Annotated in this window: 17 protein-coding genes; 7 read left to right on the top strand and 10 right to left on the bottom strand. The window is 62.9% G+C overall.

The window, feature by feature from the left end; all coding sequences use genetic code 11:
- Window positions 1-186: 186 nt before the first annotated feature.
- Both ACERI1_RS01225 and ACERI1_RS01220 read left to right on the top strand, forming a co-directional pair.
- Entirely contained in the window at window positions 187-1,890 is a 1,704-nt protein-coding gene (locus tag ACERI1_RS01225; RefSeq protein WP_373616210.1) for a hypothetical protein, read from the top strand.
- 349 nt (window positions 1,891-2,239) lie between these two features.
- Window positions 2,240-2,527, top strand: coding sequence for a hypothetical protein (locus tag ACERI1_RS01220; RefSeq protein ID WP_373616209.1), 288 nt, complete (start codon window positions 2,240-2,242; stop codon window positions 2,525-2,527).
- A 60-nt stretch (window positions 2,528-2,587) separates the two neighbouring features.
- Here the strand turns inward: ACERI1_RS01220 and ACERI1_RS01215 are convergent, their stop codons facing one another.
- Window positions 2,588-3,199: a hypothetical protein gene (locus tag ACERI1_RS01215; RefSeq protein WP_373616208.1), complete on the bottom strand. Its 612-nt coding sequence runs from the start codon at window positions 3,197-3,199 to the stop codon at window positions 2,588-2,590.
- Between the two features lie 390 nt (window positions 3,200-3,589).
- Between ACERI1_RS01215 and ACERI1_RS01210 the strand changes: the two genes are divergently transcribed.
- Window positions 3,590-4,579, top strand: coding sequence for a DUF1616 domain-containing protein (locus tag ACERI1_RS01210; RefSeq protein ID WP_373616207.1), 990 nt, complete (start codon window positions 3,590-3,592; stop codon window positions 4,577-4,579).
- Complete coding sequence (locus ACERI1_RS01205) at window positions 4,580-5,158, top strand: metal-dependent hydrolase (protein WP_373616206.1); 579 nt, start codon at window positions 4,580-4,582, stop codon at window positions 5,156-5,158. It abuts the gene before it with no gap.
- Between the two features lie 313 nt (window positions 5,159-5,471).
- Here the strand turns inward: ACERI1_RS01205 and ACERI1_RS01200 are convergent, their stop codons facing one another.
- From ACERI1_RS01200 to ACERI1_RS01185, 4 genes are read right to left on the bottom strand one after another with little or no spacing between them, the layout of a single operon-like run.
- The gene (locus ACERI1_RS01200; protein WP_373616205.1) at window positions 5,472-7,445 is read right to left on the bottom strand and encodes a hypothetical protein; all 1,974 of its coding nucleotides are present in this window, start codon (window positions 7,443-7,445) and stop codon (window positions 5,472-5,474) included.
- The gene (locus ACERI1_RS01195; RefSeq protein ID WP_373616204.1) at window positions 7,435-8,397 is read right to left on the bottom strand and encodes a glycosyltransferase; all 963 of its coding nucleotides are present in this window, start codon (window positions 8,395-8,397) and stop codon (window positions 7,435-7,437) included. The genes ACERI1_RS01200 and ACERI1_RS01195 overlap by 11 nt, the downstream gene beginning before the upstream one ends.
- On the bottom strand, window positions 8,394-9,467 hold the full coding sequence (locus ACERI1_RS01190; protein WP_373616203.1) for a DUF354 domain-containing protein: 1,074 nt from the start codon (window positions 9,465-9,467) through the stop codon (window positions 8,394-8,396). Before ACERI1_RS01190 ends, ACERI1_RS01195 begins: the two co-directional genes overlap by 4 nt.
- A 57-nt stretch (window positions 9,468-9,524) precedes the next feature.
- Window positions 9,525-10,925, bottom strand: coding sequence for a nucleotide sugar dehydrogenase (locus ACERI1_RS01185; protein WP_373616202.1), 1,401 nt, complete (start codon window positions 10,923-10,925; stop codon window positions 9,525-9,527).
- A 358-nt stretch (window positions 10,926-11,283) separates the two neighbouring features.
- Between ACERI1_RS01185 and ACERI1_RS01180 the strand changes: the two genes are divergently transcribed.
- Complete coding sequence (locus ACERI1_RS01180) at window positions 11,284-11,919, top strand: helix-turn-helix transcriptional regulator (RefSeq protein ID WP_373616201.1); 636 nt, start codon at window positions 11,284-11,286, stop codon at window positions 11,917-11,919.
- A 583-nt stretch (window positions 11,920-12,502) separates the two neighbouring features.
- On the top strand, window positions 12,503-14,311 hold the full coding sequence (glmS, locus tag ACERI1_RS01175; protein ID WP_373616200.1) for a glutamine--fructose-6-phosphate transaminase (isomerizing): 1,809 nt from the start codon (window positions 12,503-12,505) through the stop codon (window positions 14,309-14,311).
- Between the two features lie 505 nt (window positions 14,312-14,816).
- Here glmS and ACERI1_RS01170 read toward each other — a convergent pair.
- The 5 genes from ACERI1_RS01170 to ACERI1_RS01150 form a co-directional block, all read right to left on the bottom strand.
- Window positions 14,817-15,755 (bottom strand): carboxypeptidase regulatory-like domain-containing protein, encoded by a 939-nt coding sequence (locus ACERI1_RS01170; protein WP_373616199.1) that lies wholly within the window; start codon window positions 15,753-15,755, stop codon window positions 14,817-14,819.
- Between the two features lie 524 nt (window positions 15,756-16,279).
- Window positions 16,280-16,681, bottom strand: a complete 402-nt coding sequence (locus tag ACERI1_RS01165) for a helix-turn-helix transcriptional regulator (RefSeq protein ID WP_373616198.1) — start codon at window positions 16,679-16,681, stop codon at window positions 16,280-16,282.
- A gap of 205 nt (window positions 16,682-16,886) precedes the next feature.
- Window positions 16,887-17,684 carry a 5'/3'-nucleotidase SurE gene (gene surE, locus ACERI1_RS01160; protein WP_373616197.1) on the bottom strand — a complete coding sequence of 266 codons (798 nt, stop codon included), beginning with the start codon at window positions 17,682-17,684 and terminating at the stop codon, window positions 16,887-16,889.
- Window positions 17,685-17,822: 138 nt separating this feature from the next.
- Complete coding sequence (locus tag ACERI1_RS01155; protein WP_373616196.1) at window positions 17,823-19,379, bottom strand: small ribosomal subunit Rsm22 family protein; 1,557 nt, start codon at window positions 19,377-19,379, stop codon at window positions 17,823-17,825.
- Entirely contained in the window at window positions 19,376-20,152 is a 777-nt protein-coding gene (locus ACERI1_RS01150; RefSeq protein WP_373616195.1) for a prephenate dehydrogenase, read from the bottom strand. Before ACERI1_RS01150 ends, ACERI1_RS01155 begins: the two co-directional genes overlap by 4 nt.
- 149 nt (window positions 20,153-20,301) lie before the next feature.
- Between ACERI1_RS01150 and ACERI1_RS01145 the strand changes: the two genes are divergently transcribed.
- Window positions 20,302-21,036, top strand: a complete 735-nt coding sequence (locus ACERI1_RS01145; protein ID WP_373616194.1) for a histidine kinase N-terminal 7TM domain-containing protein — start codon at window positions 20,302-20,304, stop codon at window positions 21,034-21,036.
- Window positions 21,037-21,084: the final 48 nt, after the last annotated feature.

Here is a 21,084-nt window from a genome sequence, read left to right as displayed (position 1 = left end):
TAGATCGGATAGGCCGGCTCGGCGACCGTCCGATACGGTTAGTGGCGACCGCTCTGGCACTTAATGGTCGTATAGTAATTGAGTGCCCGTTCGAGCGTTCCACGAAGACGTACGCGAACGGAGGTCGGGCGGCGCTCGGCGCTTCCACGCTGTAATCGTACGTCGTCTGCAAGGTGGTCTTCGACGATGAACAGGGAACTCTTCGGTGTAATCGGTGGTATTGACACGTTCGAGCGGTTCAGATCAAGCGACGACTTCGACGAAGTGCTCGCCGGATCGACCATCACAGTCGGTATCCGAGACGCAGATCTCAGAACGCCCGGCTGGAGCGCCACGTACACCGGCGACGAGGGGTGCTGTCTCGTCTGGGGAGAGGCGTACGTTCCCGATGACGACCCGAACGCCGCGCGTTGGCTTCTCAAACGCTACGAGACGATCGGCATCGAAGCACTGCGAGAACTCAACGGATCGTATCTCGTCGTGATCGATGCTGAAGTGAGTGGCGACGCGTTCGTCGCCACGGACCCGGTCCGCTCCCGGGAGTGCTTCTATACCGACGATCACGGGGTTCGCGTCTTCGGAACGGACGCCGCTGCGATCGGTCGCACGATCGCGGAGCCGACGCTTGACCGTGACGGCGTCCTCGAGTTCCTGCATCTGGGTGTGATACTCGGCGAGAAGACGGCCGTTACGGAACTCTCTCGACTCCCGCTGGACAGCCGTCTCACGCCCGCATCGGTCGACTCCTTCGACCGGTTCGTCTACGATCCACAGCCGTCCCGGACGTTCGATCCCGTCGACGAGCTCGCCGACCGCCTTGGCCGGGCGTTCCGGCGGCGGTCGTCGCTTCCCGGCCGAACGGGTGTGCTCCTCTCGGCGGGCTACGATTCGCGGATCATCCTCTCACAGGTCGAGGACATTGACCGAAGTTACACGGTCGGCTCACTGGACGCCCAAGAGGTTCGCGGTGCGCGAGCGCTCGCCGCCCAGTACGGCGCGAGCCACACCGCCTTCCCGCCGGACGAGCGGTACCTCCGGCCCGACGAGTCGAAGATCCGTTACTCACAGGGGATCAAGGAGTCCTTGCACATCCACCACGCCGGCTACACGGACGAGATCGATGTCGATACGATGTTCCACGGCCTCCTCTGTGATACGTTCTTCCGGGGCCATTTTACCGCCTCGGAGGCCGTCGACGTGCTCGGGAAACGAGTGCCGACCGGCCGACTCGAGTCCGATCCGGACCCCGTCGAGTCGCTCCTCGAGAAGTTCGGCTACAACCGCGAGGCGAGCCTCGAACTCGCCGAGCGGACGTCCTTCGACGTCGATCCGGAAGCGTTCGTCACGGAGGCAATCGCCGACGAGTTCGAGACGCGACGACGCCGCACAGATACGGTCCAGAACGCGCTCACCTGCACTGGCATCGCGAACCAGCCGTCGATACCGTTTCACAACCACCTCTCCGATCACTTCGTCACGTCGTTTCTGGCGACGGATCGCGAGCTGATCGACTGGCATCTCCGGACGCCACCGGAACACCGAACAACGGAAACGTTCCTTCGCGCGTGCGAACAACTCGACAACGACATTCTGCGACACAGACCACCCGATCGACCGCACGATGCGCGGCTGTTCAACGAGGTCGAAGGATTCGTCCGTCGAAAGACACCGTTTCTCTCGTCGTTCGAACCGCCGTGGCCGGACCGGGAGACGCTGTTCGATCGACACGACTTCGATCGACGGTTGTTGGGCGACCTCGAGCACGTCCACAGCCTATCAGCCAGACACAAACTCCGGCTCACCGACCTCCGCGGATGGCTCGGGTGCTGGTCAGCGTTACCGGATCAACTGCGTCACTGGCTTCGTCCGTCGAACCCTGTGATCGCGTAACTGACTCATCCTACATCTACGGTCTTACAGGTTCCTTGAGGACGACCCACGACAGTTATCAGCCGTGAAACCGACTTTCGCTGCAATTTATGCAGTTCATTACCGTTAAACCGTGAGAAACCTTATATACCAAGGTATTTTAGCGTGGAATATGCGTCTGACGCCGTCTTGGTTGCGCTCTTCGTCGGAGGGGGATGGCGAAGAACGCTCGGGGGGTTCGGGGACGACTTCCGGATTCACGATGGTCTATTCCCCAGAGAACGATGTTCCGACGGGCAATGCGGACGAAACACGAGCGAGGGAGTTCGTGCCGGAATCCGATACTGCTCTCGTGTCCGTTCTCGATGAAATGAACACACCTGTCACCGTTGACGAGGTCGCCGATGAACTGATCGAACCGGCCCGACCGCCGATCGAAACGTGGGCAATCGTCCACGAGCGACTCCATCAGGAGCGACTGCCGGCACTCGATGCGACCGGCGCCATCGAGTTCGACGAGACACAGGGGTTGATCGAGCGGTCTACGGGTCGCGCGAACGAGGAGCGGGTGATTTCACCGTCCGTACTCGTAGCGCTCTCTTTCGGATTGCTGTGCGTCGTGATCGCGCTGATCTCGGTTTCTGTCTTGATTTCATAACCGAAACGCGGTGTCTCTCTTGCGGTATCGTTGTTCGTCGAGAGACCGCCATTCACCGTGTCAGTTGATGAGTCGGCTGATCGTGAGCACCGTAAAGACCGACAGGATGAGCGCGCTCAGGCCGATTCCAGAGAGGAACGAGATGACCGGCAGCTCCATCACTGCGCCGATGAGGACCGCATAGGAGAAGACCGTTGCACCGATGTAGTAATCTTCCCACTCGGGGCTCTCAGCGCGCTGTTCGTCGGTCGAGTCGCCGGTCGAGTCGAGGTGCAGGTATTTGTCGACTTGGTCAGCGAGGGGCTTTCGCTCGACGATGCCGCGGTTCTGTTGATACTCGATGAGACCCGCCTCGTCGAGCTTCGAGAGATGCGACTGATACAGCGGGATGTAGACCCGCTGGCGCTGTGTCGAAGTGAGCTCTTCGACGGTGGTATCGTGTTCCCACGCTGCGACCTGCTCTGCGATGTCGCGCATGCGTACGGGATCTTCAGTGCCCCGGAGATACCGGAGGACCATTCGACGCCGTTCGTTTTGCAGGAGATGAAAGATTTCGTCTTTCGAAAATGCAGGCTCCTCAGAGGGACGATCAGCCGCACCATCCGCATCCTGACCGTCGTCAGTCACACCCTGATCGTCTGTGTCATTGGAGCTGATATATTCCGCTTTCATTGCACCAGTCTCCCCTATTCAGAAGTAGGTAATAAAGGATAGAAATCGTGTATTCGAGAATTACTCATTTTATGCAATTTCACAGAAGGAATTCACTCTTTATGCTATTTCAATGCTTCCAAATACCGGTTCAGAGGTACTGAAAGTCAAGATCTCTGAATCAAGAAAGCCATTTATTTCGAGAGAATCTTCTACGCGGATTTCAGACACTCAGTCCGAATTTTGGACCGTTCACGCTTCCATGACTCTCAAAAGTAGGGGAGATATCACTCGATCGAAATTAGTGTCGAGGTCGTTATACATCACCGTCAGACAGCCGTCACACCGACCCAGAAGACGGGGGCTTATCTGGGCGATAATAAACCGCCACTGGCCCCTAGCGATGATAGAATGAGCGACACTAACTGGTGGTTTTTCGATCTGGCGGCCGGTATCGCCGTCACTGGCGCTCTCACGTTCGGAATCGTCTCCGGGATTACCGGCATTGGACGAATCGTGCTGACGATCCCGCTCGTTCTGTTTCTTCCCGGGTATGCGCTCGTCTCGGCCCTCTTTCCGGACAAGCCGAACGACGACTACCAGTCGTTCGACGACGAAAAAACGGGACTCGGCAATCCGTTGCTGGTCAGTGGCGGACTCGAGGCAATCGAACGGGCTGTCCTGTCAGTCGTTTTTAGCGTCGCGCTCGTTCCCGCGATCACCCTTTTCGCGACCGTAACCCCAGGGGGAGTGACGCTAGAACCGGTCCTTCTCGGACTCGCAGTGCTTACCGTTATCCTCGCATCTCTCGCAATCGGTTCACGCTACCGCTGTCCGGCCGATCGACGATTCGTTCCGACGCTCTCATCCACCACCCCGTTTTTCACTCGGAGTCAACTGAGTCCGTACGACCGAGTCAACTGTCGGCCATACAACATCGCCATCGCGGGTGGACTGGTCCTGTTGCTGGCAAGCGGCGGATTCGCCCTGGCGAACCCACCCCAACACGATGGGTTCACGGAACTGTCAGTCGAGACAGAAAGCGTCACCGGTGACATCGACACGATGTACGAGTCGACCTATCCCGCAGGAGAGTCCCGGGAACTGGGGGTGACGATTACGAATCAGGAGCACGAAGAGCACCGCTATACGACCGTCGTCCTGCTCCAGCGCGTACGTTACGAGGGCGACGACGTGACCGTTCACGAATCGACTGAGTTAGACAGAACGACAGCGACGGTAGCCGACGGCGAATCGACGCGGCAGTCCCTCGAGATCACGCCAACGATGCGGGGAGATGACCTGCAGCTGACGGTGTTGCTCTACGACGGCGACCCACCGGCGGAGCCGACGGTCGACAACGCCTATCGCGTCGCGCGGCTGCCGATCGGGGTGGCATAGATGTGGCCATGGGAGCATCTCGCGTTCGCGTACGTCCTGTACTCACTGACGATGAACGTGGGCTTTCGAGCGTCTCCCTCGGGTCGCGAAACGATCGCCGTTGCCGTCGGGTCGCAGTTCCCCGACCTCGTCGACAAACCGCTCGGGTGGACGGTCGAATTCGCGGAGACCGGCTACTCGATCGGACACTCGATCTTCGTCGCGCCGGTCGTCTGTCTCGTCGCGTACGCGGTGGCCATTCGAAGGGGGAATCGAGCGATTGCAGGAGCGTTCTCGATCGCGTATCTTTCACATCCGATCGCCGACCTGCTCAGTCAGCTGCTCAGAGACGGCGTCGTCGACGCTCGAATCGCTCTCTGGCCGGTCGCGTCGCCGCCAGGTACCGATCACGGCGGGTTCCTCGACCACCTGCTTCTGTACCTCGCTCGGTACGTGTATCAGCTGCTCGCCGGCGGATTGACGATCGAGCTCGCGGTCCAGTTGCTGCTTGGCCTCGCCGTCGTGGCGCTTTGGCTCTCCGACGGCGCACCGCCGGCTACCGACATCTGGCGATTCCTGCGGACCCGAAGCCATCAGTGACCGGCGAGCGGTCGCTGTTGGATCTACCGTCCTCCGTTGCCACCACCTGCTCTCCTCGAGTGCGTGTCGATCATCGTCTCGACCACAGGCAAGTCCGTGGTTGTCTCGAGCTCGAGACGGCGCTGTGATCGATCTGACGTGCACACAACCCGTTTGTCGTAAATCTCCCTTGCCCGGTTTCTAACGCCACAGAGAAGCGAAAGAGAGCAGCCGTTCATCGTCTCCGTTACTATCGCTCGAGACTGCCTCTCGGTGATACCTGTCGGGCCGGTTGTACTGATTCGAAAAAGCGACCGTCCGGTCCCGTCGTCGATCAGCGACTTGCCGGTGATGGCGTACACATCGTCACGTCCCCGTTCGTGTAGACCGTCGCCTGGTCAGGGCGACAGAGCTGTGTCGGAGAGAGGTCTTCGATCCGCGCGGTTCCGTTCGTGTTCGTCACGTACGTCGCGTCGGTCGATTGGGCCGATCGATAGACCGAGTAGTCGTGGTCCGCGACGCCGCCTTCCGGCACCGTCGCAGTCGTCGTCGAGGGATACGCGCCGGTCCGACTGAACAGCGTCTGATACGGGTGATCAGTGTAGAGTTGTTGATCGGGACGGATCTCTTCGCCGTCGGGCGACCCCGTCAGTTCGGCGATCGACTCGGCCGCAGCGAGTTCCGTCTCGTTGTACGCGAGCCGCTCGTGCTGGTCGTCAAAGACCGGATTCTCGACGTTGCTCTCGGCGGCGAGGACCATCGAACCCGGATACACGAGCACACCCACCAGTAACACGACGACGACGAGCGACGGCGTCAGGCTCCCTCGGAGCGTCCGTAGCCCGATCGCACCGAGGATAGCCATCGGCGCATAGAGGAACGCGAACCAGCGTGTCGGAATGAACGTCCGAATGCCGAACATCGGGAACCCGAGAATAAACACCAGCATGAACGCCGCCGCCAGCAGGAGCGTGAACACCGACTGTTCGGCACGTCGCCGGTGGACGACGTACAGACAGCCGGCGAACGTGGCACCGAGCAACAGCAGGAAGCCGAGATTGTCCACATAGGGAACCACCTGTTCTATCAGTGTCGGCGCGGCTTCGGCCCCCGCTTGCGCCGTCTCGGACTCACCTGCGGTATTGAGGAAGCCGGCGCTGTCCTCGAGCGTCTGCGCGAAGTAGCTCAGGACCGTTCCCAGGAACGAGTCCTGATTATACGGCGTCAGCGACCAGACGAAGATCGTCAGCCCGAGGTTGAAGACGACGAGCCCGACGAGGTTGACCGGCTTTTTCGTCCGGAAAACGCTCGTGTCGAGCCGCGTGAGTCCGAACGGGCCGATCACGAACACGAGCTGGGCGAGAAACGCCGCGAGCAACAACACGAGCATGATGAACGTCGACACCTGGTGGGTGAGGATGACGGCGACGCTCAACAGGAGCAGCAGCGCGAAGTCCCGGATCGTGTATTCGATCCGCATTACGCGGATCAGCGCATACAGCATCGCGAGAAAGAAGACCAGCCCCAGGCTCGTGGGGATGATGTGTATTCCCCACCGCGCGACGTGGTTGCCGAACGCGTAGAGCGCCGTCGCCAGCACTGCCCACCGCGTCGTGACGAGCAGGTTCGTCGTCGCGTAGACGAGCAGGACTGACAGCGGCATCACGAGGCCGACGGAGAGGTACAACGCGGCGCGGATCGGGACGTCGTATAGCAACGACGAGGCGGCGACCAGGAGGTGGTAGAACGGCGATCCGTAGTGTTTGTTATCGGAGATGGCGCTCAGCGACTGCTCCGTGAGAATTGCGTCGACGAGTTCACGGTGGGTCCAGATGTCGATTCCGATGTAGCCTGGCGTCGTGTAGAGCGCAGCGAATCGGAAGACGAACGCGAAGCAAACGATCTGGAGCAACAGCAGGCCGGGATGGAGGTCGCGATCGCTCGCGAAGACGATCTGGCCGATAACGAGCGTGCCGACGACACTCGCCAGCCCGAAGAAGGAAAGCGTTCGTTCACCCTGAACGACCGGCAACACCACGAGACCCGACAGCCCGACAAAGACAATACTCGGAAGCGCCATCGATACCGACGAGGGAAGCGTCGGAACTGCCCGCGCGTCGTCTTGCTGATACAGGGAGACGATATACAGGACGCACGCGGTACCGAGGATGACCGGCACGGTATTGATGTAGATCTGTGATGTGAGAAATCGCAGCGGGAACAAGGCCAGCGCGAGCACGAGCCCGCCGATCGCCGCGACGGTGTCGAGTCGCAGCGGCCGCAGCTCCGACAGTGAGCTATACTTCATGACTGACCCCCGTCGGATAGCTCGCCCTGGCGTCCGGATCGAGTACTCGGCGATACAGTCCGTGGAGGCGCTCTCCAAGCGAGTCGACGGAGAGCCCGTCGATCGATTCGCGCCCGTTGGATCGACCGGCATCTTCGACGGCTTGCTCGAGGCCGCCAAGGAGCGCCCCGTCGTTGTCGCTGACGGTGCAGTTCGTCAGACCGCGGATCGTCTCGCGGACGAAGCCGACGTCGGTCGAGACGATCGGCAGATTGCATGCGGCGGCTTCTTTGACGACCATCGGGCCGCTCTCGCGCTTCGAGGTGACCAGGAGGACGTCGCTCGCATTCATGTAGTAAGGCATCTCGTCGTGATCGACGCCGGAGACCGTCCGCAGTTCGAGGTCGACCTCGGCTCGCTCGACGAGCCGGCGGGCCCGCGGATAGTCCTTCACCGAACGGGTCCGGTCGTACGGGAAGAGCGCGATCGGCTGCTCGGTTTCCCAGCCGAGGTACTCGCGCGCGTCCGCCCGCGCCATCGGCTGAAACAGGTCGGTGTCGACGCCGAACGGAATCAGTTCGTGGTCGGTCTCGAGGTCGCGTGACATGACCCGGCTCGGCACGATCGCGGCGTCCGCCCGGCGGGCACCGTACCGACTGCACGATCGCAGCCACGTCCGGTCGCTCATGAGGTCCGTCCCCCACAGAGTCAGTACCACCGGGCGGGTCGGCTGGGCGAGCGCGAACGGAGCGACGAGCCCGTAGTTCGCGTGTATCAGATCGTACGACGACGACCGGACCGCAGAGAGCACGTTCGCGTAGTATCGCGCGTAGTCCGTCGGCGTCCGACCCGAATCGCCGCTGTGTTCGCCGGGCACCTCGAGGACCGTACAGTCGACGTCGCGGTCCTCGAGGGCCGAGACTTGCTGTTCGAAAAACGGTCGTGACGACGTGACCAGTTGGAGTACCTTCATGGATGATCCGGGTTCGCCGCAGGAGTCGTTCGATCCGCCGTGCTCGCCTGCGCGAGCGTTTCGATCTGTCGGGTGACGACCTCTGTCACGTCGATCCGTTCCTCGAGCAGGCGCTCCCGACGGCGTTTCCACGTTTCGGCTGGTTCCTCGACGATCGAGACGGCCTGCTCGAGCCCGCGTGTGTGTCTTTCGTCGCCAGTGTACTCGAACAGCAGGCCGTACTCCTCCTCGAGTTCCGTCGTGTAGCCCAGTGAGAGCGGGTTCACATAGACCACCGGCGTGCCGAGCACGGCGGCTTCCGCCGCGGTCGTCGCTCCCTCGCTCAGGACGACGTCGGCGTACGCGAGCAGATCGTGCATCCGGTCCGGCGAGGTCTCGAACTGGTACGACGCGAGATCGGCTGGCGGCTCTCCTTCGGCCGTCAGCAGGACCTGCAGACCCGCATCTTCGAGTCGATCGACGACCGCTCGAGGATTGTCGAACCCGCCGTGACCGACGTCGTGGGAAGCGTCCCAGCTGCTGAGCCGAACGACGGCGAACGACGCGTCGGCGTCCAGCCCGACCTCCTCGAGGACGGTCGGGTCGGGCTCGAACCGATCCGGGTGGAGATAGGCGAGTTCGTGATATCCCGGGTACGTCACCTGTTTCGGCCCGATCTCGTCTCGATAACACGCCGGCGTGGCGATCGTATCCGCGAACGGATAGCTGAGCGTCGTGATGAGACTCGCGTGTTCGGTGTCGTAGAAGACGAGGCTCTTCGCGCTCGTCACCGACGCGACGTGGGCGGCGGCGACGCCGCCGATCGCCGTGATCACGTCCGGCTCGATCCGCCGTGCCCGCCGGAGGAGTCGCAGTTCGTAGGTCGCCTGCACGGCTGCCAGCGAGACCAGCGAGTCCGACTCGCCGGCGAGCACCTCGTGATCGATATCGTACGCCTCGAGGAGCCGAACGGCGACGTCGCTCTCGCGAGCGAAGACGTGGACCTCGTGCCCGCGCGCTTCCAGTTCCGCGATCGGGTGCCGGAAGAAGTGGACGTGTCCGGGATGCTGGATCGTGATCATCACGCGCATCGTCGGTCCACCTCCGTGGAACGGTCGCTCGAGAGGTACCGCTGGTCTCTCATCTCCTCACAACCTCCGGTAGACGAATCCCGCATCGACGGCCGCGTCCTCGTCGATCGTGCCGGTCACGTCGACCAGCGCGGGCTCGTCAGCGAGTTGGCTCGCGACCGCCTCGAGATCCAGCTGTTCGAACTCCGCGTGGGGCGTCGCAAGCAAGACCGCGTCGAACCCCTCGAACGAGAGTCGCTCCTGGACGTCGATCCCGAACGCGTCGCGGGCCGTGTCGTTGTCGGCGAACGGATCGAATCCTTCGATCCCGATGTCGTACTCGGAAAGCTCATCGATGACGTTGCCGATCTTCGAGCTGCGGATGTCCCCGACGCCTGGTTTGTACGCCAGTCCCAACACCAGCACGCGACTCTCGCGGAGCGTCTTGTGACACTGGTTGAGGGCTTTGATCGTCAACTCGGCGACGTGGTCGGGCACGGACTCGTTGACCTGCCGGCCCGTCTGCATGAGTTCGGGCTCGAAGCCTTCCTGGGCCGATCGGTACGCGAAGAAGTACGGATCGACCGGGATACAGTGGCCGCCGACCAGCCCTGGCCGGTAGTCGTGGAAGTTCCACTTCGTGCCTGCGGCCTCGAGGACGGCCTGCCCGTCGACGTCCATCGACTCGAGCGCCATCGAGAGTTCGTTGACGAACGCGATGTTGAGGTCGCGCTGGGCGTTCTCGACAACCTTGCAGGCTTCGGCGACCTCGATCGAGGGGGCGCGATGGACGCCCGCATCGACGACCGACTCGTACAGCGTCGCCACGTCCTCGAGCACCGTCTCGCTCTGCGCGCTGACGACTTTGGTCACGTCCGCGAGCCCGTGTTCCTCGTCGCCCGGCGTGGCGCGTTCCGGCGAGTAGCCGACGAAGAAGTCTTCGCCCGCCGTCAGTCCGGACGCGTCCTCGAGCGCCGGTACGAGGACATCGCGCGTCGTGCCAGGGTAGACCGTCGACTCGAGGACGACCGTCGTCCCGGGATCCATCTTCGATCCGACGGTGGTCGCCGCGCTCTCGACGTAGCCGAGGTCCGGTCGCTCGTCATCGTCGATCGGCGTCGGCACGGCGATGACGACGTAGTCGGCCTCGCCGATCGCGGTCGCGTCGGTCGTGTAGGAGATGTCGCCGTCCTGAATCACCCCGTCGGAGAGGTCACCGGTCGTATCGATACCCTCCTGCAGTCGACCGACCGTCACGTCGTCAACGTCGTATCCGATCACGCGGTAGTCCGACTGTGCGAACCCGACTGCAAGCGGCAGTCCGACGTACCCCAGCCCGACGACGCAGATCGTCGCTTCGCGCGAGAGTTGCTCCGTCGCCCGTTCGAGGCTGGTCTCCTCACCGCTCGGTTCGGCCGCGTACTGGCCGCTCGCTCGCTCGTCCGATTGCTTCTCCGTATCGCTGATTATCGTGGTCATGGGTGGTGCGTTGTCGCTGGACCGTCACACGACCGAGTGCGACGGTGACTGTCCGGAACTGTTGGGCCCGCAACCGGCGGGCCGTGCTACAAACTCGGCAAGTCGGTGTCGGGGGATTACTATACCGCGAATAAACGAGTGCAAACGTCTCGCATGGCGAAACCGAGCGGCGAATGGCGCTGCCGGCAGCATTGGCCCGGTCGACGGCTGAACGCCGGGATGAGCCCTTAAACCGTTGTTAAACGCTCCTATACGGATTCATAATGAAGGTGCAGAGTATCGGATCTCCAGTGCGGTCGGCGAGGTCACGGCCACCGTGACTCGGTCATACACCGACCGCAGCAGAACCGCGTCAATCATGGTGTCACATTCCCCGATCGGAGTCAGAGCCCAGCTCGCATCGATTCATAGCACCGTCTCGATCGATACGGTTCTGACTTCAACCCATCAGGGCGTCCACGCGAGTCCCTTACGGACAAGTGGTATCTGGATCGGCGGTCGATCCGGCGAGCCGTTACAACTGCTTCGTACGACATCATTCGGGGATGTGGCCCTGGTCGCGGTTCTCTTCGTGCTCATCAGTGTGCTCATCGGGATTCGAACGGCAGACGTGTTGTCGGAACGCGAGCTCGAGATTTCGCCGCTCTCGCTCCTTGCGAATACGGCAGGCAATACAGCGGAATCACCTCACGCAGGCACTGACAGCCCTCGGGCGTACGAAACGTATCTATCGGCCGAGACACCGCCGCAACTCCTGAGTGACGAAGGCAAAGTCGTCCGGCTGCTGGTCGCGAATCACGGTCGCATTCGCCAACACCGAATCGCAGACGAGACCGGCTGGTCGAAGTCGAAAGTGAGCCGGATCTGCTCACAGATGCATGCCGACGGCACGATCGAAAAGCGATCGGTGGGTCGGGAGAACGTCATCGTCTTCGCCGACCGACCGGACGACGACGAGACGCAGTCGGATGACGTCGAAAATCCGCTTCCGTAAGCACCCGCTCCGTCGACATCAAATTGCACCACCCGGAACGCGGTCGGTGTCACCGAGCCATTGGACGACGATGGCGACCGGTTTCGCCGATTGCGTTTCGACTTTCAGCGACAAAACAGCGTTTACTCTCTTCGTAAACCGATCAGCGACGCGTCTATCGGGCGTTGTGTACTCCGTCGTTGAACGCCAGTATAGCGTTTCACCGGATCAGCCCGCTCGCTCGGACGGTCCCGATGTGTTCACGCGACCACTCTATGCTGGTGTAGCGGGGAGCGAACGACCCGTGACACTGCGGGTGTGAAAACGAACGCGTCTTACACAGTCGATAGCTCACGTCGCGTTCGTCGTACCGTCTTATTCGTGGTATAGTAATGGCCGCTGTTGTCCGTGGTCGAAGTGAGGCCCGATCCGACAGCAACGAGCGGACGGGTTCGACGATACCAATGACACGGAACAGGACTGCATTCACGGCAGCGATCTCGAACCGACTCGATACGTCCGTCACAACCGTCGATTGCGCCGCTGCACACCGCGCAGCCGGCGCGGCATGGTCGCCGGCGACGCAGCTGGAGGTGAGCGGCTAATGTGCGGCATTATCGCACGGATTGGTCACGGGAACGCAGCGGAGACGCTTCTCTCGGGACTCGAGAACCTCGAGTACCGGGGCTATGACTCGGCGGGCATCGCTGTCCAGAACGGCTCCGGCGTCAAGGTACACAAGTGCTCGGGCGAAGTGTCCGACCTCAAATCGGCGTTGAATACGCAGCCACACGGAAACATGGGGATCGGCCACACCCGCTGGAGTACCCACGGGCCACCGACCGACGAGAACGCCCATCCGCATACGGACACGGCGGGCGACGTCGCGGTGGTTCACAACGGCGTTATCGACAACTACGACGAGCTCCGGGCGGACCTCCAGGAGAAGGGCCACGAGTTCGACAGCGACACCGACACGGAGGTCATCCCACACCTCATCGACGAGTACCGGGAGGCGACCGGCGACACCGAACGAGCGGTCCGCCGGGCTGTCGAGACGCTCGAGGGAAGCTACGCGATCGCTGCGATCGTCGACGGCGAAGAGGCAGTCTACGCTGCACGGAAGGGGTCGCCGCTCGTCCTCGGTCTCGACGAGGAGGAGTGGTTCCTCGCCAGCGACGTCCCGGCGTTCCTCGATCACACCGACGAGGTGATCTACCTCGAAGACGGCGATCTGGTCGTCCTCGAGCCCGATTCCTACCGGATCACTGACCTCGCCGGCAATCCGGTCGAGCGGTCGGTCGACACCGTCGACTGGGACCCGGAGGATGCGGGGAAAGGCGAGTACGATCACTATATGCTCAAGGAGATCAATAATCAGCCGACCTCCCTCGCTAACACGATCGAAGGCCGGGTCGAGGACGGCGATGTCGCGTTCGAGGATCTTCCGCCAGGGACGTTCGACGGAATCGAGTCCGTTCAGTTCGTCGCCTGCGGGACGTCGTATCACGCGGCGATGTACGGCAGCCAGCTGGTCCGCGAGGCCGGACTCCGGACCGAAGTGCTCCGGGCCAGCGAGTACGAGGCCACGACCGGCCCGGTCGACGAAACCACGCTCACCGTCGCGGTTACGCAGAGCGGCGAAACCGCCGACACCCTCGATGCGGTCCGAACCGCCGCAAACCGCGGCGCGCGGACGCTCGCCGTCACCAACGTCGTCGGTTCGACGGTCGCGCGCGAAGCCGACGACGCGGTCTACATCCGCGCCGGCCCGGAAGTCGGCGTCGCCGCAACGAAGACCTACTCCTCGCAGGCGGTCACACTCGCGCTCCTCTCCCAGCGCATCGCCGGGGACGTTCCGGACGCGACCCCCGCCGCCGATCGAACGGCGATGCTCGAGGCGCTCACGGACCTGCCACAGCACGTCGAAGCCGTCCTCGAGTCGACCCGGGCCGAGACGCTCGCTCGGGACACTCTCGACAGCGAGTCGTTCTTCTTCATCGGCAGCGGGCTCGGCCACTCCGTCGCGCTCGAGGGCGCGCTGAAGTTCAAGGAGATCACCTACGAGCACGCGGAAGGGTTCGCCGCCGGTGAGCTCAAACACGGGCCGCTCGCGCTCGTGACTGAGGAGACGCCGCTGTTCGCGGTCTACACGAGCAGCGACGACGAGAAGACGAAGACGAACGCGATCGAAGCCCAGTCCCGCGGGGCACCGATCGTCGCCGTCGGACCCGACGATAACCCCCTCGTCGACGTCGCCGACGCACACCTGTCGGTCCCCGAGACCCATCCCGTCTGGGCGGGCCTGCTCGCGAACGTCCAGTTGCAGCTGCTGTCCTATCACGCCGCGAAGCAACTCGGTCGACCGATCGACAAACCGCGCAATCTCGCGAAGAGCGTGACGGTCGAATGATCGTCCCGTCTCACAGCTAACGTTTTTTCGCGGTCAGTTCGACGCCGCCGGTTCACGGCTCAAATCCGCGTAGCGTCTTCTCACACCGTTAGCGGAGTGCAGCGGTACAGACCCGGCGAGTGCCGAAACGCGGCGCAGCGACTCGCATGAGTCGTCCCGCTCGTGCGAAAGGAGCTATCGGATCGACTGCCGCCCCGGTGGCCCGCTCGAGGCCGCCGAGGAGGGTACGATGTTGCTGATAGTGCCGTTCGTCAGGTACGGATCGACTCGCTGACGTCATCGCGTGTCCCCTGTCGGTCGTCTCGATTGACATTGGCGTCGTCTCACCGCTGGTCCAGCACGCTCGAGCAATCGGCCAGCGCCGTCTCGAACGGCGGCTACGCTACACTCTTCGGCTTTGGGACCGGGTCTCGGATGGGTTCGAGACCGTACTGGCACCGGAGTACGGGGTCAGCGTGCAAAATGAGTCGCGCGTCGTGGCACAGCGCGCTGGCAGCGGTCGCAGTTAGTCGTCTCGCGACTCGAGTGTCAGCGTGATCGCTTCGTCGTCGCCATCGATCGTGACAGTTCGCTCCGCGAGCCGGTATCCGTCCGCGTCCGCGCTGACCGTGTATGTCCCGTCGCTGCGCTCGAACGTCGCTACGCCATCGTCGCCAACCTGTTTCGTGTCGCTCGAGCCGAGGAAACTGGAGTCCGCTTCGACCTCGACGGTTGCATTCTCGACCGCGGTGCCGTTTTCGTCTTTGACCGTCACTGCCAGCGTATGCGATCCATCGCCGCTATCGGTACCGCTGTCGGCTTGCGTCTGCTGCTCGAGCGTCAGTGTGACCGTCTCGTCTGCACCGTCGATCTGGACGGTCGTTTCCGACGGCTGGTAGCCGTCGGCGTCCGCGGTAATCGTGTATTCGCCGTCCTCGAGGTCGAATTCCGTCTCGCCGTTCCCGTCGACTGATTGCGAGATGGTCGAGGCGGATCCGGTATCGACGGAGACGGTAGCGTTATCGATCACGTCACCGTTCTTCGATTCCACGACTGCCGTCAGGACGTGCGATTCGTCAGTACTGCTACTTTCGTTGCCGCCAGCTTCGGTGTCTGTACTGTCAGTCCCATCCGTCTGGGTGTCCGCGTCGTCAGTCTCGCCGGTCCGGGTATCTGTATTGTCAGCATCGTCCGTCGTTTCCGTTTCGTTGGCCGTCTCGGTGTCGGTCGTACCGCCATCGTCTGCCGATCCGCTGTCGACCGTGTCGACACCGCCGTCGGTCGGCTGTCGGGCATCGTCTATTCTGTCGCTGACCGATCCGACCGCGCTGCTGACGGAGGCTCCGCTCACGGCAAGTACCATGCCTGCAAGCAGGAACGCGATGCCACAGACGGTAAGCAGGATCTGGACGCTGCGCTGAATCGATCGGGTCTCCGTTCGGTGGTGTTGGGCGTTGCGGCGCATTATCGATAAGTTTGGAATTGAGATAGTGTCGGTAAGTTACACGCTCATCGGCTCGCCGACTGTCGATGCCGGTTGGAGCCGGTCAGCGGGCGACCAGCCGGTCGTCTCCGTGCTCTGGGTATCCGCCACTACTATCGGAGCCGGGACGCTGTCGGGTCGGGATCGATCCGGAGACCCGATCGAGCAGCACTGCTTGTTATGCCGTCCGTCAGACATTGGTCTGCGAGATTTCATTAGACACTGATTCCACTGTTGGAGGGATCACTATACGGATCATAACGCCGTTTCAGTCGCGCAATCGAGCGCCGTCACGCGCTGACGGTCGCGAAATTCCGACTCCACGATCGGCTGGGTACACCTCCGAGACAAATGGTCGACTCGAGACACAGCATCGAAAACACCGCCCAACACCAGTCGGGACTGCGCCGGGACCCGTCGAAACGACCCTGGAGTTGCACCGCGACGTGGAGGCACTGGCGAGCGGAGCACCGGTGGTCAGGCGACGGTGGCGGAGAGACAGCGAACTACTCGTTGAGATGCGATCGATACCCTTTGGGCTCGAAGCCGCGGCGACAGATCACGCGCTTACGACCGACAGTGATGGCGCTGATCTGGTCGTCGGCTTCCATGCGGTCGATGACGGCCTCGAGGTGCTCCTGCGACCAGTCAGTTTCGTCTAGAATGGTGGATTGATCGACGCGACCGCCGCGTTTGACGAGCAGTCGGAGGATCTTGTCTTCGTCCGGGAGGTCGTGTTCGTCGACGCCGTATTCGATCTGTTCGGCATAGCTCAACGTTTCGTCGTCGGCTGCCGGACTCGAGTCTGTGTCTGTGTCCGGTGTCGTCCCGGACTCGTCCGCGGCTGACTCGTCGGTCGAGCTGCGCCAGAGAGACGAGAGACGGGTCCGGAGTGCGTCGAATACCATCTATTGATCACCGTCCATTGGGTCTGTCACAACTTGTACGCCCACCTACCTTGATTTTATGTTTTATGAATGGCATGGGTAGTATCCGTTGGAGATGTCGTAGCTATCGTGACGGTGCGGGTATCAAATAGTAGCCGCCTTGCGACCCGCAAGTCAGTTATCACTTTCGACGACCGACAGGTCCGCCGACATCGCGAACGGTGGCTCACTCGAGTCGAGAGCCGTCGTAGTCGTCGGCGAGCGCATCGAGGGCCTCGTGGTGGTTCGTCGAGTGAGGAGCGGTCAGCGGCGAGACGCTCACCTTCCCTTCGACGACGGCCCGGCGGTCCGTTCCCGGCGGATCGGGGAGCGCGTCGGGCGTCATGTCGTCCCAGACGCGGTCGTGGAGCGTGACGTGTGTGCCGTCGCGTTCGGCGTCCATCTCGTAGCGTTTCGAGGGCCGTGTGATCTCGAGCGGTGCGGGCTCGCCGTCGGGCAGCGGGACGTTGACATTGAGATAGGCGGCGTGCTCGAAGACGCCGGCCTCGAGCGCACGGTCGGCGAGGTAGGTCGTGATGCGGGTGGCTTCGGCGTAGTCGTCGGCTGTGATCTCGACGTCCTCGAACGGGGTGTCGTCGACGGGGACGTACAGCGAGGTCGCGATCGCGGGGACGTCGAAGAATGCGGCTTCGACGGCTGCGCTGATCGTCCCCGAGCGCCCGAGGACGTACTCGCCGAGGTTCGCGCCCTTGTTACAGCCCGCGACGACGAGGTCGGGGAACGGGCCGAGTTCCGCGAGGCCGGCGACGACGCAGTCGGCTGGCGTCCCGTGGACAGCGTAGCCGAGTTCGTGGTCGTCGACCTCAACTTCGTGGGATATCGACCGCCCGCACGCGCTCTGGTCGCCGGCGGGCGCGACGACGGTCACGTTGGCGTGTTCGGAGAGGGCGTCGTACAGCGCCCGGATGCCGGTGCTGTTGATCCCGTCGTCGTTGGTCAGCAGGATCTCGAGGTCGTCGGTCATGTCAGTTCCGTCGGGCAGCGATGCGAAAAGGTCACCGCTTCCGGCACTCGACACGGCTTCCCGGGCGTCCCGCAGCGCCGGCACACCCGCGATCTTCACCGCCCATGTGCGCGCGCAGAATCTGGAGAGGAGACAGGATCAGGCGAGCCGGTCGACGATCGTCTCCTCGTCGACGACCAGATTGTAGGCTTCCTCGTCGTCGTTCCAGAGCGCGAGAATCCGCTCGAACGAGCAAACTTCTCCGTAGTCGGCCTCGAGCAGCGCTTGGTTGAGCGAGGTCTCCTTCGTCACGACGGCATAGTGGTCGATCGCCTCGCTGCCGTCGCTGATCTTGAACAGCGGGTTCGATCGACCGCCGCGGCCCTCGTCGCTGTCGCTCAGCGATCGGCTGAGTTTCGCCGCGACGAGGTCGATCCGATTGGTGACGTGGCGGTCCATCTCAGCCATCTTCGCCCACTTGCTGGTGTCGAGGGCCATGTCGATCCGCCGACGATCGTCGAGTCGCAGCATAGAATAGGAAAACTGGACGTCCACGTTGACGAACTCGCCGGGGTCGTGGTCGGCGTCGTCGGCCGGCGTCGCCTCGTCGAGACGGCGCTGGAATCCCGGCACAGCCAGATCCGGTCGCACGTCGAACGACCAGCCACGATCTGACGGGGTTTCGCCGGGCCAGAGCCGAACAGTTGGACCGTAGACGGTCACCGTGCCACGCCGGCGGTCGGCTCCCGTCGCTTCGTCACCGCTGCTGTCGCCGCCGTCGGCAGGTGCCACTGCATCCTGGTCCCACAGCCGCTGGCCCTCGAGTTCGCGTTCGACCTCGCGCAGCCCCACGCTGGTGTTCTTATCTGCGGGTGCCATCGCGAGGAACGTCCCGTCGGGGGCGACCGTCTCGAGGAACGATCGTGTTACTGCGGCAGGCTCCTCGAGTTCGCTTAACACGTTACAGGTGAGGACGAGATCGAAGCCGTCGTCGGGTGCGGTGGGGTCGAAGCTGTCACTGGCGGCCTCGCTCGGGTCGAAGTCCTCCGCGGTCGTCCGGTGGATCGTCGTGTGGACGTTTCGCCCGGTTTCGGCGAGCAAGTCCTCGAGGACGTCCGTGGCCGCGCTGGGTTCGATCGCGTGGTAGTCGACCAGCGCATCCTCGGGGAGGTAGTCACAGAGGCCGAGTGCGGGACCGCCGACGCCAGCGCCGACATCGAGAACTCGAAGCTTCCGTCCCAGCAGTCCCCGATCTGCGAGGTCGTCGAGTGCGTACTGAATCGCCGCGTAGTAGCCCGGCAGGTGATAGATCGCGTAGCCTGCCGCCACGTCGTCGTCGTACTCGACCGAGCGGCCATCGAGGTAGTCGGCTTTGAATCGTCGGATCGTCGACCGGAGCACGTCGCCAGACGCCCCGTCGTACCAGTTAGGGCCATAGCGGTCGGCGAGCAGGTCCTCGAGCCGCCGTTCGTAATCAGCCGGGAACGCCTCGACCGGTCCCCGGCGAGGCCGCACCGGGTCGTCGTCGACGGGGACGAACGTCCCGTCGTCTCGCTCGAGCAAGCCGAGGTCGGCGGCCTCCTCGCGGAGGAGCTGTTTGACGACCGCCGGATGCGGGACGCCCTCGATGTATTCGGCGATCTCGTCGGGGTCGATCGGTCGGACGTTTCGCAGATACTTCGCGTTCGAGCGCACGGCCTCGCGGTGATCACTCATGTCGTCTCCTCCTCAGTGTCGCGTCGTTCGTCGTGTCCATCGTGCCAGTTCGCAGCCGCCTCTTGATACAGCGCCTCGAGTTCGTCAGCATCGGCAGCGGCGATATCGGCGGCGGCGTCTGCGACGGCGTCCGCACCGTCGAACGTCGCCTGAATGTCGGCGTAGACTCGCGGTGTCCCCGCTGTGACCTGCCTGGCGAGTCGTCCCAGCGCATCGTAGATCGGCGTCTCGAACCCGTCGGGGACCGACTCTGCTGCAAGCGCAAACGAGAGGACCGCGGCGTGGGTCGCCGCCTGCACAGTCTCCATGGCCTCGTCGTGCTCTGTGGCAGTGGTCTCGAGCAAGTCGTTGCCACGAGCCTCGAGCGTCGTGAGTAGCTCGTCAGTTGCCGGCCCCGATCGGTCGCGAACGACGGCGATCGAGCCGGGTGCCCGCTCGGGTGCAAACAGCGGGTGGAGGCTGGCCCGTTCGACGGTCGGCGCGTGGCGTTCCATCGCTTCGAGTGCGGGTTCCATCACGCCAGAGACGTCGACGAGCGCCTGCTTGGCCCGCGTGGCCTGGGCAGCAACCGCCTCGGCCACGTGGGTCATCGGCACCGCGAGACAGACGACGTCGTAGGTCGTCTCCCCCTCGAGCTCGGCGACAGCGCCGCCGACGGTCTCTGCCGCAGCCGCCGCAGCGTCGCCGTCGATATCGGCGAACGCGACCTCGGCGTCGACGGCGTCGCCGAACCACGTCCCCATCGACCCTGCGCCGACGATCAGTACGTCCATTGCTCGCTCCTACCTGCCGGCATCGCAAAAGCCGTTCGATCGATACGCACGGAGTCGCACCGACACCCGTCACAGGCGTGCTCGTCACCGGTTTCGTCGTGCCGACAGCACGTCAGAATATACAAGTTATTTGAAACAGGACTGGGTGTATGGATTCCGGCCACTTGCTGTCCGTCTCGCTCATTGCAGCGGCCGGTCTCATCGTCCTCACGACCTACCCGTATCTTGCGACCGGGATCGCGTACCGCGACCGCGATAACGGCCTGTCGTATATCCTGTTTCTCATGGGTGTCGCGGTCTGGAACGGGCTGTTCGCCGCACAGGCGCTCGATCCACGACCGATCGTGAAGGGGTTTTTCTTCAGCATCGCGACGCTGGGTGCCGTTCTGGCCGGACTGGGTTGGCTGCTGTTTGCCAGTACAGCGAGTAGCACGCCGCGACTCGATCACCGCCAACAGATCTATCGCGCCGTTGCCCTGCTCGCCGGGATTGACATCACGCTCGCGATTACCACCCCGACACACTCGCTGTACTGGACCGTGACGGACACCCCACCCGCCTCGATTGCCGTTACCGGTATCGTTCCAAACGTCGGCTACTGGCTGCACACGGTGTTTCTCACGGCTCTATTCGGTGTCGGCGCGACCCTGTTCGGTCGTGCATGGCAGAACGGAACCGACGTTGCATACACGCGTCTGTATACGCTTGCCGGGTTCACGACGGCTGCGGCGATCCTCGGGAGCAGTGTCCTGCTTCCCGGCACCACGTCGATCGCGCCGCTTGCTGCTGGGTGCCTGACGACGATCGGCTGGATACAGGCCCAGCAAAAACGATATCTCCGGCTCCCGCGGCCATACCGGTGGCTGAGCAACTTGCTTCGGTGACGGTTCGCCACTGCACCCTAACAGTGTCAGCCAACAGTCTCCTGTAGA

The sequence above is a fragment of the Natrinema sp. HArc-T2 genome (assembly GCF_041821085.1).
Taxonomy (GTDB): domain Archaea; phylum Halobacteriota; class Halobacteria; order Halobacteriales; family Natrialbaceae; genus Natrinema.
Note: the sequence above shows the minus strand (reverse complement) of the source record. Positions and strands in the feature narration are given on the sequence as shown.

Excerpts from the sequence above, each read along its gene's own strand:
- ACERI1_RS01225 (WP_373616210.1), top strand. The coding sequence starts at position 187 with ATGAACAGGGAACTCTTCGGTGTAATCGGTGGTATTGACACGTTCGAG.
- ACERI1_RS01220 (WP_373616209.1), top strand. The coding sequence starts at position 2,240 with ATGAACACACCTGTCACCGTTGACGAGGTCGCCGATGAACTGATCGAA.
- ACERI1_RS01215 (WP_373616208.1), bottom strand. The coding sequence starts at position 3,199 with ATGAAAGCGGAATATATCAGCTCCAATGACACAGACGATCAGGGTGTG.
- ACERI1_RS01210 (WP_373616207.1), top strand. The coding sequence starts at position 3,590 with ATGAGCGACACTAACTGGTGGTTTTTCGATCTGGCGGCCGGTATCGCC.
- ACERI1_RS01205 (WP_373616206.1), top strand. The coding sequence starts at position 4,580 with ATGTGGCCATGGGAGCATCTCGCGTTCGCGTACGTCCTGTACTCACTG.
- ACERI1_RS01200 (WP_373616205.1), bottom strand. The coding sequence starts at position 7,445 with ATGAAGTATAGCTCACTGTCGGAGCTGCGGCCGCTGCGACTCGACACC.
- ACERI1_RS01195 (WP_373616204.1), bottom strand. The coding sequence starts at position 8,397 with ATGAAGGTACTCCAACTGGTCACGTCGTCACGACCGTTTTTCGAACAG.
- ACERI1_RS01190 (WP_373616203.1), bottom strand. The coding sequence starts at position 9,467 with ATGCGCGTGATGATCACGATCCAGCATCCCGGACACGTCCACTTCTTC.
- ACERI1_RS01185 (WP_373616202.1), bottom strand. The coding sequence starts at position 10,925 with ATGACCACGATAATCAGCGATACGGAGAAGCAATCGGACGAGCGAGCG.
- ACERI1_RS01180 (WP_373616201.1), top strand. The coding sequence starts at position 11,284 with ATGGTGTCACATTCCCCGATCGGAGTCAGAGCCCAGCTCGCATCGATT.
- glmS (WP_373616200.1), top strand. The coding sequence starts at position 12,503 with ATGTGCGGCATTATCGCACGGATTGGTCACGGGAACGCAGCGGAGACG.
- ACERI1_RS01170 (WP_373616199.1), bottom strand. The coding sequence starts at position 15,755 with ATGCGCCGCAACGCCCAACACCACCGAACGGAGACCCGATCGATTCAG.
- ACERI1_RS01165 (WP_373616198.1), bottom strand. The coding sequence starts at position 16,681 with ATGGTATTCGACGCACTCCGGACCCGTCTCTCGTCTCTCTGGCGCAGC.
- surE (WP_373616197.1), bottom strand. The coding sequence starts at position 17,684 with ATGACCGACGACCTCGAGATCCTGCTGACCAACGACGACGGGATCAAC.
- ACERI1_RS01155 (WP_373616196.1), bottom strand. The coding sequence starts at position 19,379 with ATGAGTGATCACCGCGAGGCCGTGCGCTCGAACGCGAAGTATCTGCGA.
- ACERI1_RS01150 (WP_373616195.1), bottom strand. The coding sequence starts at position 20,152 with ATGGACGTACTGATCGTCGGCGCAGGGTCGATGGGGACGTGGTTCGGC.
- ACERI1_RS01145 (WP_373616194.1), top strand. The coding sequence starts at position 20,302 with ATGGATTCCGGCCACTTGCTGTCCGTCTCGCTCATTGCAGCGGCCGGT.